Below are 12,700 nucleotides of genomic sequence, written 5' to 3' on the forward strand. Positions count from 1 at the left end.
CGGCGAGGCGACGCGGCGGCGGTCAATCCGAGAGTTGCAGGTAGCGCTCCACCTCGAACACCATCTCCTTCGGCGCGGGCGTAGGATCGCTGTGCATCGGCGAGTCCATCTCCCGGTACTTGCCGACCAGCTCCAGCTTGGTCCCCTCGGAGAGCTGCAGCTGCTCGTTGATCACCACCAGCACCGACCCCGACCCGTCGGCGAGACGGAAGACGACCTTGGGGGGCACGAGCCGCATCCCCACCACGGTGGCCACGCTTCCCCGCACGCGGGCCAGCCCCGTCGCTCCGGGCCGCAGGGCCGCGATCTTCAGCTCCTCGGGCGCGTCGGGGGCGCGCTCCGGCGGGGGAGCGGCCACGGGCGTGGCGGCGCGGGGCGGGGACGGCGTGGGCGCGGGCCCCTCGCCCGTGCGCGCGCACGCGGTCGAGAGAAGTGCGACGAGGATTGCTGGGCTCACCGACCTGCGCATCGTTGTCACCTCGAAAGCAGAGCTCTGCGAGCATACGGGCTGCGCCCCGCGCGAAGCAATCACGGCCTGGGCCCCCCCGGGTCCTCGCATCGCACGCCGCCGATCCAGACGGCGAGCGCCTCGCCGCCCTCTCCCCAGTGCACGAGATCGGCCCAGCTCCCGACAGAGGGCGTGGCGGAGGTCTCCGCGCCGACGAGACGCGCGGGCACGCTCACCGCCGCCTCGAGCGCGGCCGCGTCCCCGCCGCCGGTCCACGCGGCGTAGCGGGAGAGCCCCAGGGCCAGCGGCGACGCAGCTCCGGCCAAGGTACCGTCGGCCAGCCGTGCGACGCCCCGACCCACGCTCACCGCGCGCTCCCCGAGGCGGAATCCACCGGGCGGCGCCCGCCAGGCCGCGAGGCAATCGCTCACGAGGCACACGCCCCGCGCCCCCTTCAGGCGGTGGACGAGCGTCACCGTCGCCGGGTGCAGGTGCTCCCCGTCGGCGATCACCTCGCACACCACGCGCTCGTCGAGGAGCGCCGCGCCCGCGAGTCCCGGCTCCCGGTGGTGCAGCGCGGGCATGGCGTTGAAGACGTGCGTGGCCACCGAGCAGCCCGCGCCGATGGCCTGAAGCGCCTCGGCGTAGCTCGCCGTCGAGTGCCCCATCGCGACGGTCACCCCCGCGCTACGCAGCTCGGCTACCAGCTCGAGCGCCCCGGGGAGCTCGGGGGCCAGGGTCACGAGCTTCAGCGTCCCCTCGGCGGCAGCAAGGAACTCGCGCAGCAGCGCGCGATCGGGCAGACGCAGGTGCTCCTCGGGCTGCGCCCCCGCCTTCGCCGGGTTGAGAAACGGCCCCTCGAGATGCGCGCCGAGCACACGCGCCCCCAGCGGCCCGCGCTCCGCCGCAGCGCGGATCGCCGCAAGCGCCCGCAGCGTGACCTCCGGCGCGCTGGTCAACACCGTCGGGCAGAGGCCCGTCGTCCCCGCCGCGGCGTGCGCCACGCAGAGGGTCTGCAAGGACTCCAGGGTGCCGTCGCTCGCGTCGGCCCCGGCGGCGCCGTGCACGTGGAGGTCCACGAGCCCCGCCGTGATCACGCCCCGCGCGCACGACTCGGTGCGGGCCGCCCTCCCCGCCGGCGCGCCCTCCGCCGCTCCGAAGTAACTCACACGTCCCTGCCGCACGAGGACCACGCCTCGCGGCAGGCGCCCCCCCGGGACGACCAAGGTCCCCTCGAGGCGAAGGTCAACGTCGAAGGCGCCCGAAGCGCCCTTCTCTGCTCCGTGGATCACGTCACACCCTCGTCTCGCGCCGCGTGCGCTCCCAGAGCGCGGCGAGCGCGCCCGCCGCCTCGCACTCCGCCGCCGGCGCTCCCCACGCGACGACCACCGTCGCGAACGGGCGCGGGATGCACAGCCGGTCCCAGGATCGCAGCTGCCACGCCCGGCTGGCCCTCGCCGCGACGGGGACCAGGGGCACCCCCGCCGCGCGCGCAAGTCGCGTGGCGGATGAGCCGTCTCGATGCCGGGGCCCGCGCGGCCCATCCAGGGCCAGCGCCACGGCCTGCCCCGCCCGAAGGCGGCGCCGGAGCCCCAGCGCGGACCTCCACGCCCCGCGCGAGGTGCTGCCGCGGACAGCGTCGCACCCGAGATGGCGCGCGAGCAATCCGCCGAGCTCCCCGTCGGGGCTGCGACTGACCAGCACGGCAGCGCGCGTGGGAGGGGAAGCCGCCGCGAGGCAGAGCAGGTCTCCGTGCCAGAAGGCGTAGACCGCGGGTCCCTCGGGCACCTGGCCGACGACGCGCACCCGCCAGGTCAGGCGAAAGAGCCCGAACGCGAGGAGCAGCAGCTCCCCGACCACTCGGCGGGCCAGCGCGCGCAGCCACGACACGGACCGTCACTCCCCTCGATGGGCGGGGCGGCCCCGCTCGGGACGCTTCAGCACCAGCGCCAGCGTCGCCGCTTCTTGCCCCGCGAGCCGCCGCCAGGGCCCCGCTCCCGCGCCGGAGCCCACCTCGGCCGCGCTGCGATAGAGCGCGAAGGCCTTGTGCAGGTAGGTCGCGCTCTCCGCCCTCAGGCGTCGCGTGAGACTGCGCGCCACCGAGGGAAGCATCTCGGGAGGACGCTCGAAGGCCAACGCCTCGGCGAGATGGTGGTACATGGCCGCCATCCGGAAGAGCGCAGCGCCACGGGCGGCGGCGCCCCCCTGCTGCACCACCTCCTGATAGGCCTTCACCGCCGCGGCGAGGGCCCGTCGCTTGCCGCGCAGCACCTGATCGATCGTCTCCAGCGACGGCGCCACCACCACGCGATGAAACGCGGAGAGCAGCTTCTCGGCCCGTCGAAAGGCGGCCACCACCGCGAAGGACTCGTTCTTGAGCGCCACCGCGCCGGGGGCAGGTCCTCGCACGTCGGCCAGCGGCGCCGCGGTGAGGATCCGCGCCCGCCAGTCGTCCGCCTCGGCCGCGAGCCCCGTCGCCGGCCCCGCGAAGAACTTCGCGCGCTCGACGAACGAGAGCGCCTCCCGTCGGTCGCCTCGCACGTCGGCGATCTCGGTCAGCCGCAGCGCGGCGCGGGCCCGCGTGGCGGCGGCCAGGTCGCCACGCCCGAGGAGCGCCCTCAGGCCGCGTTCCACGCCGTCCAGATCCCCGAGCACCCACTGCGCGTGATAGAGCGCGAAGAGCAGCCGCCCGTCCTCGGGCTCCACCTCGACGGGCTCGGGAGGGGCCCGCAACCCCTCGGCCGAAGGAGCTTTCCGCGCCGGCTCGACCGATTCCCTGCGCGCGCAGCCGTGGCCGGCCACCAGGGCTCCCACGACGCAGGCTGCCTGCAGGAACGGGCTACGCACGGCTCAGATCGCCAACTTGTAGCCCACCCCGTGCACCGTCACGAGGTAGCGCGGGTTGTTGGGGTCGTCCTCGATCTCCTTGCGGATCTTCACCACGTGGTTGTCCACGGTGCGCGTGTTGAGCTCCCGGGAGTAGCCCCAGGCCTCCTGGAGCAGCTGTTCGCGACTGAGCACCTCTCCCCGGTGCTGGGCGAAGACCTGCAGGATGAGGTACCCCCGGTCGCTCAGCGACAGCGGGGTCGTCCCCTTCCGCCCCTCGTGCCGCCGGAAGTTCACGACCACCTCGCCAAAGCGGATCTCCTCGATCCCCCCTTCCATCGGCCGTCCGCGTCCGCTGCGGCGGAGCACCACGCCGATCCGCGCGAGCAGCTCCATCAGACTGAAGGGCTTGGTCACGTAGTCGTCGGCGCCGAGCTCGAGCCCACGCACCCGGTCCAGCTCCGCTCCCCGCGCGGTCAGCATGATCACCGGGACGTCCGCCTGGGGCGACCCCTTGAGCTGGCGGCAGACCTCGAAGCCCTCCATGTCGGGGAGCATCAGATCCAGGATCACGAGGTCGGGCGGAGACGAAGCGCAGAGCGCGAGCCCCTCCCCCCCCCGTGCCGCGGCGTTCACCTGGTAGCCCTTGGCGCGCAGCGTCTCGACCAGGCCGACCCGGATGGAGCTGTCGTCCTCAATGACCAGAATCGTGGACAAGCCCCACCTCCTGAGACGCCGGCAGCGCCGGCGATAAAGGAAACCACAGCGTGAAGGTGCTGCCCTGCCCCACGGCGCTCGCAAGCTCCACGCTACCACCGCAGGCCTTCATGTGGCGACGCACGAGCGCCAGACCGAGCCCCGTCCCCTCCACGCCCACCTCCCGGGCCTGGGGCGCGCGATAGAAGTCCTCGAAGATGCGCCGCTGCTCCCCGGCCGGGATCCCGATCCCCTCGTCGCGCACGCGAACCCCCACCGCATCGGCCCGCCGCACCGAACGCACCTCGATGCGCGGCGCCCCGCGCGAGTACTTCGCCGCGTTCGAGAGCAGATTCAGGATCGACTGCACCGCTGCCTCGCGGTCTGCGACGACGAGCGGCAGGCCTTCGTCGAGCTCGACGCCGATCTGGACCGCCTCCCCCTCCGACAGGCGCCTGAAGGTCTCGATGGCCTCGACGGCGATGAGTCCGAGGTCCGCGGGGACCAGGTCGTAGCGCCGCGTCCCGCGCTCGATGCGCGAGAAGTCGAGCACGTTGGCGATGAGGCGTCCGAGTCGCTCCGACTCGCGGATGATCACCCCCTGGTACCGGCGCTGATCCTCCGGGCTCGCGGCGATCCCCTGCTCCAGCATCTCGGCGTACATACGAATCGAGGTCAGCGGGGTCTTGAGCTCGTGCGACACGTTCGAAGCGAAGTCGCTCTTGAGCTGCGCGAGATCGGACTCGCGCCGGACGCCTCGATAGGTCAGGAAGAGCCCCCCCGCGAGGACAAAGATCAGCCCCACGATCATGCCGAGCTGCCGCATCTGACTGCGGCGGTCGATCCCGCCGACGGGGTCCGAGGTGGGGACGAGCGCGTGCACGGCCCAGTGCCCGAGCGGGGGCTCGAGCAAGGCCGAGTGCAGGAGCTGCTCCGACCCCAGGCGAGGCGCCTCGCCCACGCGGTGGAGCACGAGCCGGAGCCCCTGGTCCCGCTGCCCCACCGCGGCCACCTGCTTGGCCACGCGCGCGCCGAGGAAGCCCTCCGATACCGCGTAGCCCAGCACCTGGTCCCCTTGGCGCCGCAGAACCAGGAAGGTCTGCCGGTCGAGGGCCATGCCGCGCACCGCGGGGCTCGCCTGCGCCTGGAGCTCGCTCAAGCCATAGCGGCGAAGCTGCGTCCCGAAGCGGTCGGCCGCGAAGAGAGCCTCGGTCTGCCGCCGGATGTGCCGCACCACCTCGGGGCGCAACGTCCGGTCCCCCCGACGCGACGCCGCGTCGAGGCGGTCGAGCACCCACCCGAGGTAGAAGCGGCGGCTGGCGGTCGAGGTGAAGTACTCCCCGCGCAGGAGCTGGCCGTGGAGGGCCAGCACCCGACGGAGCGGCCCGAGCTCGGCGCGCCCCACGTCGGCGAGCAGGCCGTACGCGGTCCCCTCCCCATCCTGCACCAGCTCGAAGCGGTCCTTGAGCTGGGCGTAGACGCGGTCGGCGAGCGGGCCATCCTGCTGCCGCCGCGCGACGCGCGCCAGGCCGAGGAGCGCTTGCGCCGCAGGTGTCCCCTCGCCGCGGGAGGCCTGCCGGTAGAGCTGTGCGGCCCTCGGCAGCTCCCGGCGGTATTCGGCCGAGAGCGCGCGGCCGACCAGCTCTCCCTGCCGGCGCTGTTCCCGCAGCCGCACCACGTAGTTCCGCACGTCGAGCTCCGAGACGAGGTGCGGCGAGAGCTCCGTACGCCGCTCCCAGCTCCGCCCCCACGCGGGGCGCACGCTCGCGGGGTAGACGAGCTGCCCTCCGCGCAGGAGGAAGACGTGCCGGGCCACGGGGTGCGCACCAACGAAGCGCGCCGCCAGCTCGTCGTCGAGGTCCCGGTGCCGCGAGCGCTCGGCGAGCTCCTCGAGCGCCTTGCGCGCCTCCTCGCCTAGGCGCCCCGCGACGAGGCGCACGATGGCCGCCTGATCCTGCTTGAAGCGCTCCCGCAGGAGCAGCGCCTCCGCGCGATACGCACGCAGGCCGAGCACTGCCAAGGTGGTGGCCGGCGCGATGATCGCGAGCGCGGGCAGAAGGCCGCGCAGGACTTTGCCGCGCCGAGTGCGCATCTCTGCCTATTCTGGACTACCCCGCGCCTCCTCGCCAAGAGCGGCCGCGCCACGCGGCGGCCCTCGACGGCGCAGGCGCCCCTCCTCGATCCAGAGCACCTCGTCCGCCCGCTCGAGGAGCGATGCCCGGTGACTGACGACCAGGACCGCGCGCTCGCGCGCCAGCGCCCGCACCGTCTCGATGAGAGCGCGTTCGTGCTCCTCGTCCAACGCCGACGACGGCTCGTCGAGGAGCAAGACGGAAGGTCGCCGCAGGAGGGCCCGCGCGAGAGCCAGCCGCTGGAGCTCTCCCCCGCTCAGCCCCTGCCCTCCGGCCCCGAGGCGGGTCGCGAGCCCCTCCGGCAGACGCGCGATCCAGTCGCGCAGACCGGCGGCGCCGAGCGCCGCGCGGAGCTCCTCGTCGTCGGCGTGAGGGGCCCCGAAGCGAAGGTTCTCCGCAAGCGTGCCGTCGAGGAGCAGCGGCCGCTGCGGAACGAGCCCCACGCGCGCCCGGAGCGCTGCCAACGACACTTCGCCGAGCGGAAGGTCGTCCCAGGTCAAAGACCCGCCGCCGGGACGCTCGAGCCCGGCGAGCAGGCGGACGAGCGTGCTCTTCCCCGCCCCGGAGGGACCCGCGAGGGCCAGCAGCGCCCCCGCCCGCAGCTCGAGCGAGACGCCCTGCAGGACCGACGGCCCGTCCGCGTAGGCGAAGACGAGCTCCCGCGCCTCGAGAGCGCGGCGGAGCGGGGGCAAGCCCGGCTCGTGCTGCGCATCCCCCCCCTCCTCGGCAGGGAGCCCGAGGAGCTCCGCCAGGCGGTCGAGGCTCGCCCGGCCCGCCGCGAGCTGGTGCCACGCCTGGCCCAGCGACTTGAGCGGGCGATAGAGCAGGAGCACCGCGGTCACGAACGAGACCAGGCTCTCCGGCGCCAACGCGCCTCGGCGCACCTGCGTCCCGGCCCAGAGCAGCGCGGCCGCGAGGCCGAGCGCCGCCGCCACCTCGTTCAGCCACGGGCCCAGCCCGCGCAGGCGCACGCGCTCGAGCGCCGACCGGAGGGCCCCGCGACTCGCGTCCGCGATCGCCCGGCTCACCCGCTCCTCGGCGCCGCAGCTCTTGACCTCCTGAATGGCCGCGAGGCTCCCGTGGGCCCGCGCGGCCAGCGCACCGAGGGCGGACTGCCCCTCCGCGCTCGAACGCTTCACGCGACGGGCGAGAAGCCCCACCCCGAGCCCGACGGCCGGGACGAGAAGCAGCGTCACCGCGGCAAGCCCGGGCGCGACCCGGAGCGCGACGGCGAGCAGCGCCAGCGCGGCCAGCCCCTCTTTGAGCAGCGTGAGCCGCGGCCCGAGCACGGCGCTCTGGACCTTCTGCACGTCGTCCACCAAGCGCACGAGGAGGTCCCCCGACGAGAGCCGCGCGTGCACGCCGAAAGGGAGACGCACGAGATGGTCGAAGAGCCGCGTCCGCAACGCGTGCGCCACCCGCTCCGCCGTGCCGTCTAGCAGGTAGGTCTGCCCGAGCTGCGCCCCCCCTTTGACGAGCGCCAGCCCGACGAGGAACGCCGCCACCAGCGCCAGAGTGCCCGTCGTGGGGAGCGCCTCGCGCAGCGTCGCCGGCACGAGCTGCAGGAAGGGTTCGCGCCCCCGCGCACCGCCGGTGAGAACGAGGGAGAGGAGCGGCCCCGTCAGGTAGGCGTAGAGTCCGCCCGCCACGGCCGTGGCGCCCGCGCAGAGGGCCCCGAGGAGCAGGCGGCCTCGGTGCGGGCGGAGCAGACCCTCGAGAGGTCTCCGCGAACGCACCGACCGCCGGGTCACTTGCCGCGCACCGTGAGGCGCAGGCGCCAGACCATCCACACCGCCTCGGCGAAGATCTTGCGCGACATCTTGGACTGTCCGACGCGACGGTCCACGAACACGATCGGCAGCTCCTCCACGCGGAAGCCCTGCTTCAGCGCGCGGTAGGTCATCTCGATCTGGAAGGCGTACCCTTCGGACCTCACCCCCTCGAGGTCCAGCGTCTCGAGGACGCGGCGACGGAAGCACTTGAAGCCGCCGGTCAGGTCCCGCACCCGCACGCCGAGCACCGTGCGCGCGTAGAGGCTCCCCCCGCGGCTGATCATCTGTCGGACGAGGCCCCAGTTCTCGGTCCCGCCGCCCGCGGCGTAGCGCGACCCGAGCACGAGATCCGCCCCGGCGCGTGCCCGCGCCACGAGCTGCGGCAGGTAGCGCGGGTCGTGCGAGAAGTCGGCGTCCATCTCGACGAGGTACTCGTAGGATCTCTCGAGCCCCCAGCGGAATCCGGCGAGGTAGGCGCGCCCGAGGCCCTGCTTCCCCGGGCGGTGGAGCACGTGCACCCGCCCGTCCGCGCGCGCGAGCTCGTCCGCGAGCTCGCCCGTGCCGTCGGGGGAGTTGTCGTCCACGACGAGCAGATGCGCTTCGGGGAGCTGTTCGAGGATCTGGGCCGTGATCGGCCCCAGGTTGTCTCGTTCGTTGTACGTCGGGACGATGATCAGGATTCCGTCGGACATGGCGGCGCATCATAGAGACGACACCGCTGCCACGGCAAGCACCGTGTAGAGCGCCGATCGGTCGCGCGACCGCGTGCTACCCGGGGACCTGCGCGATCAGGCGACGCACCACCTCGCGCAGCCGGCGAGAGCCGCCTCCGTCGCGGTAGATGAAGCGCAGGCCGTAGCCGGTGGGGGTGCGGCAGGTGACCTTGCTCGCGATGGAGATCGGGTGCGCCCCGCCGGGGGTCTTGAGCTCGACGACGATCTCGTCGCCGATCGTCAGGGGTTCTTCGGTGACGAGCTGCGCGCCGCCGATGCTGATGTCCCCGAGCTCTCCCCCCGCCGAGTCCGGGGCGTTCGCGCGGCGCCATCGTATCTCGAAGTCCACGGGGACCCGAGGGTGTCGCCGCTTCACGGCTGCGGGTCGGTGCCCCGCGGCCACGGCCATGACGAAGTCCCGCTTCTCGGCGTCCGCGCCGTCGAACGCCACGACCGCGCCGGCGCGGATTCCCAAGCGAGGCAGCGCCGCCCGCCAGGAACGGACGACCCCGCGCAGCATCATCTTGTTGGGCAGCTCCGGGAAGTGCAGCTCGATGACCACCGGCTCATCTTCTTGTAGCGGATGCGTTGTAGGGCAGAACACGCCTCCGCCATCCAGCTCTTCCCGGTAGGCCTCAAGAAAACCTTGTTTGTCTCTGAACCGAGCCTTCAATACGCGCATCGTGCCAACTGGATATGTAGTGCAGAAAACTATAACCTGCGCGCCCGACGCGCACAAGGCGAGCCTTCAGTGGGGGCCCGAAACAACTCGCGGGCCAGGTGGGCGACGCGCTGCGCCACCCCGGGTGGACCCAGACAGCGGGCCACGCGCTCCGCCCCCCGACGCGCCCGCTCGGCCGAGGCCGGCTCGAGCAAGCGGCGCATCTCGCGCACCAGCCGCTCGGGAGAGACCTCCTCCTGCAGGAGCTCCGGGCAGAGCTCCTCGTCGAGGAGCAAGTTGGGCAACGCGAGGTAGGGGACCTTCACGAGGCGCCGCGCCACGGCGTGGGTGGTCCTCGAGACGCGGTAGACCACCGCCGTCGGCACGCCGGCCAGGGCGAGCTCGAGGGTCGCGGTCCCCGCCGCGCAGATCGCCGCGTCCGCCGCCCCGAACGCCGCGGCAGACTCGGCGCGAGGCAGCTCCGGCGCGAGCCGCTCGCAGAGTGCGCGGTGCGCTCCTCCGGGCGAGACGACAAAGCTCTGCACGCTCGCACCGAGAGCCGTAGCCGTGGCGCGCAGTGCTGGAAGGTGCCGGAGCACTTCGCCCTCGCGCGAACCAGGGAGCAACGCGAGAGCCGGCCGCGCGTCGAGTCCGAGCGACCGTCGGGCCGCTTCGCGCGGCTCCTGGCGAAAGAGGTCGCGCAAGGGGTGCCCGACGAATACGGCGGGCACTCCCCGGCCCCGGAACCAGGCCTCTTCGAAGGGGAGGATCACCGCCAGCCGGTCCACGAGGCGACGCAGGGGACGAGCGCGGAAGCCGAGCCAGGCCCACCTCTGCGGGGCGACGTAGTAGAGCACGGGCACGCCGAGCAGCTTGAGCGCGCGAGCGAGCCGAAGGTGAGCTCCCGGGTAATCCACGAGTAGGGCGAGCACCGGCCGACGCCGTGCGGCCTCCAGCGCGAGGTCTGCCACGAGCCGCGCGGCCGCGCCGAACCCTCCGAGCGCCTCGGTCAACCCCGCGACCGCCAGCCGCTCGACCCGGTGACGGAGCTCCACTCCGGCCGCCGCGCTCTCGGGCCCCCCGGCCCCGAAGAAGCGCAGCTTCGGCGCCTCGCTTCGCAGCGCCTCCACGACGGGAGCGACCCACCGGTCGCCCGAGAGCTCGCCGGACGACACGAGCACCCACGAGGAAGCATCGGCGGCCAGCGGCATCGAAGACTAGGCGATAGGTCGCGCGGCCGGTACGGCCCACACAGCTCGGAGAACAACGTGAGCGGGGAGCGTCAGCAGGAGAGGAGGCGGTTCCAGATCAACGTGAGCACGCGCATGAGGAGCAGCTACCGAAGCCGTCTGAACCGTCTGAACCGTACCGACCGCGCGACAAGGGATGGCTGACCCTTTACTCCCCCGCCCGTCGAGGTGTCAAGTCAAAGCGGGCCCAGGATTCACTTCGCGCCCGATCCCGATCCCGGCCCTGATCCCGCCCCTGCGCCACCGCTCATCGTCGTCACGAAGTCGGTGACCATCTGGGTGCAGCGCTCCTTGTAGACCACGAGCAGGACGAGCGCGACCAGCATCATGAGCAAGGTGAAGAGCTGCGCCCACGCCACGCGGCTGCCGCGCCGCCGATGCAGGTGCCGGTCGAGGGTGATGGGCGGCAGAGGCTCCCCCTGCTCCTCGTCCTCCACCTCGCGCGGTGGACCGCCGTTGCCGGGTTCGTTCATGCCGCGCCTCCTTCGGGCAGGTTCTCCCCCTCCGCCGCGAGGTCCACGCAGCGGAGCCGGAGCCGGGGCCCCTGATAGGTGTCGATGCCCGGGGCGAAGGCGGCGTCGACCCGTGGCGGCAGGGCGCCGAGTCGGTCACCCAAACCGAAGCCGATCGCGTCGCGCACGACCTCGCCTTGCCTGAGCTGCAGGCGCAGGTGGCCGCCTCCGACCACGCGCGCCGACTGTACCGTCAGGCCTCGCCCGAGGAAGATGGGCTCGGGGTTCCCCTCCCCGTGCGGCGCGAGCCGACCGAGCTCGGCGCACAGCCGCTCGTCCACCGAGGAGAGTCGCACCTCTCCGTCCAGCTCCAGGACCGGCGCCTCGGGCACCTGACCCGCCATCCCCTCGTGGAGCGCGTCCGCGAGCGCCTCGAGAGACTCGCGCCGCAGCGAAAAGCCCGCCGCCTGGGCGTGCCCGCCGAACTTCTCGAGGTGCGCCACGCAGCCGCTCAGCACGGGTACGAGGTCCACGCCGCGCGCGCCACGCACGCTCCCCCGCCCGCGGTCGCCTTGAAACGCCACCGCCGCCGCCGGTCGGCCAAAACGGTCCGCCAGCCGCCCGGCAAGGATCCCCGCGACCCCGGGATGCCAATCGTCCCCGCTCACGAGCAGAAACGCCCTCCCCAGCGCGACCTGCGCCTCGGCCTGGGCCGTGGCCTCGACGAGGAGCCTCGCCTGCAGCGCCCGCCGCTCCTCGTTGAGCTCGTGACACCGACGCGCGCTCGCCTCCGCCTGCTGCCGGTCCTCGTGCCAGAGGCAATCGAACGCGAGCTGGGCGGCTCCCAGGCGACCGGGCGCGTTCAGGCGGGGCGCCAGTCGCCAGGCGACGTCCTCCGCCGTCGGCGCTCGCCCGACGATCTCCGCCAGCCGCAGGAGCTCGCGCAGCCCCGGACGCGTCGTTCTCCCGAGCAGCTCGAGGCCCCGCGCGACGAGGATCCGGTTCACGCCCGTCAGCGGAGCCACGTCCGCGACGGTTCCGAGCGCCACGAGGTCCAGCTGGTCTCGCGGGTCCGGAACGTCCCCGCGCGACGCCCCGACGAGCCGTCGCAGCGCTGCCGCCACGTAGAAGGCCAGGCCGGCCGAGCAAAGTCCCTTGTACGCGAACGCGCACCCCGGCCGCTGCGGGTTCACGAGCGCAAACCCGGGCCAGCTCCCCTCCGTCACGCGATGGTGATCCACCGCGATGACGTCCATGCCGAGCTCGGTCGCGCGGGCGACGGCCGCGTGGTCGCTGGTCCCGCAGTCTGTGAGCACGAGCAGCTCGCACCCCCCACGGCCAAGCTCCTCGGCATGCTCCACCTGGAAGCCGTACCCCTCGTCCCGTCGGGCGACGCGCACCAGGGGCGCCGCACCGCACCGCCGGAGGTAGTCTCCGAGCACCGCGGCCGAGGTCACCCCGTCCACGTCGTAGTCGCCGAAGATGCCGATGCGCTCGCCCCGCGTGAGCGCTGCGGCCAGCCGTTCGACGGCCCGGTCCAGGTCCGCCATCCCCGCGGGAGAATCCAGGTCCGAGAGGCGCGGCTCGAGGTACCTTCGACAGGCGTCGGCCTCGTCGAGCCCCCGCCCGACCAGCACCTGGGCCAGAATCGTGGGTAGCCCCAGCGCGCGCTCGAGCTCTCCTACCGCCTGTGCGTCGGCGTGGCGGAGCTGCCAGAGAGCCCGAGGAGGCCGAGGCACGCCAGCGCCGG

At 73.3% G+C, this 12,700-nt stretch carries 12 protein-coding genes; all 12 read right to left on the bottom strand.

The window, feature by feature from the left end; all coding sequences use genetic code 11:
* Window positions 1-22: 22 nt before the first annotated feature.
* Window positions 23-469 (bottom strand): hypothetical protein, encoded by a 447-nt coding sequence (locus tag IT371_18355; GenBank protein ID MCC6749634.1) that lies wholly within the window; start codon window positions 467-469, stop codon window positions 23-25.
* 59 nt (window positions 470-528) lie between these two features.
* Window positions 529-1,740, bottom strand: a complete 1,212-nt coding sequence (gene nagA / locus IT371_18360; GenBank protein MCC6749635.1) for an N-acetylglucosamine-6-phosphate deacetylase — start codon at window positions 1,738-1,740, stop codon at window positions 529-531.
* A gap of 1 nt (window position 1,741) precedes the next feature.
* Window positions 1,742-2,338 (bottom strand): DUF374 domain-containing protein, encoded by a 597-nt coding sequence (locus IT371_18365; GenBank protein ID MCC6749636.1) that lies wholly within the window; start codon window positions 2,336-2,338, stop codon window positions 1,742-1,744.
* Window positions 2,339-2,344: 6 nt separating this feature from the next.
* Complete coding sequence (locus tag IT371_18370; GenBank protein ID MCC6749637.1) at window positions 2,345-3,295, bottom strand: hypothetical protein; 951 nt, start codon at window positions 3,293-3,295, stop codon at window positions 2,345-2,347.
* Between the two features lie 3 nt (window positions 3,296-3,298).
* Entirely contained in the window at window positions 3,299-3,991 is a 693-nt protein-coding gene (locus tag IT371_18375) for a response regulator transcription factor (GenBank protein MCC6749638.1), read from the bottom strand.
* On the bottom strand, window positions 3,969-6,062 hold the full coding sequence (locus tag IT371_18380; protein MCC6749639.1) for a HAMP domain-containing histidine kinase: 2,094 nt from the start codon (window positions 6,060-6,062) through the stop codon (window positions 3,969-3,971). The genes IT371_18375 and IT371_18380 overlap by 23 nt, the downstream gene beginning before the upstream one ends.
* Before the next feature lie 6 nt (window positions 6,063-6,068).
* Entirely contained in the window at window positions 6,069-7,853 is a 1,785-nt protein-coding gene (locus tag IT371_18385) for an ABC transporter ATP-binding protein (GenBank protein ID MCC6749640.1), read from the bottom strand.
* On the bottom strand, window positions 7,850-8,566 hold the full coding sequence (locus IT371_18390; protein ID MCC6749641.1) for a polyprenol monophosphomannose synthase: 717 nt from the start codon (window positions 8,564-8,566) through the stop codon (window positions 7,850-7,852). Before IT371_18390 ends, IT371_18385 begins: the two co-directional genes overlap by 4 nt.
* A 76-nt stretch (window positions 8,567-8,642) precedes the next feature.
* Complete coding sequence (locus IT371_18395) at window positions 8,643-9,149, bottom strand: PilZ domain-containing protein (GenBank protein MCC6749642.1); 507 nt, start codon at window positions 9,147-9,149, stop codon at window positions 8,643-8,645.
* Window positions 9,150-9,298: 149 nt separating this feature from the next.
* Window positions 9,299-10,459 (bottom strand): lipid-A-disaccharide synthase, encoded by a 1,161-nt coding sequence (gene lpxB, locus IT371_18400; protein ID MCC6749643.1) that lies wholly within the window; start codon window positions 10,457-10,459, stop codon window positions 9,299-9,301.
* A 233-nt stretch (window positions 10,460-10,692) separates the two neighbouring features.
* Window positions 10,693-10,971 (bottom strand): hypothetical protein, encoded by a 279-nt coding sequence (locus tag IT371_18405; protein MCC6749644.1) that lies wholly within the window; start codon window positions 10,969-10,971, stop codon window positions 10,693-10,695.
* On the bottom strand, window positions 10,968-12,689 hold the full coding sequence (recJ, locus tag IT371_18410; GenBank protein MCC6749645.1) for a single-stranded-DNA-specific exonuclease RecJ: 1,722 nt from the start codon (window positions 12,687-12,689) through the stop codon (window positions 10,968-10,970). Before recJ ends, IT371_18405 begins: the two co-directional genes overlap by 4 nt.
* Between the last annotated feature and the right edge of the window lie 11 nt (window positions 12,690-12,700).

The organism is Deltaproteobacteria bacterium, from assembly GCA_020848905.1.
Lineage (GTDB): Bacteria > Myxococcota_A > Polyangia.

Bases quoted from the DNA above. Each gene is read 5' to 3' on its own strand.
- IT371_18355 (MCC6749634.1), bottom strand. From the start codon at position 469: ATGCGCAGGTCGGTGAGCCCAGCAATCCTCGTCGCACTTCTCTCGACC.
- IT371_18380 (MCC6749639.1), bottom strand. From the start codon at position 6,062: ATGCGCACTCGGCGCGGCAAAGTCCTGCGCGGCCTTCTGCCCGCGCTC.
- IT371_18390 (MCC6749641.1), bottom strand. From the start codon at position 8,566: ATGTCCGACGGAATCCTGATCATCGTCCCGACGTACAACGAACGAGAC.
- lpxB (MCC6749643.1), bottom strand. From the start codon at position 10,459: ATGCCGCTGGCCGCCGATGCTTCCTCGTGGGTGCTCGTGTCGTCCGGC.
- IT371_18405 (MCC6749644.1), bottom strand. From the start codon at position 10,971: ATGAACGAACCCGGCAACGGCGGTCCACCGCGCGAGGTGGAGGACGAG.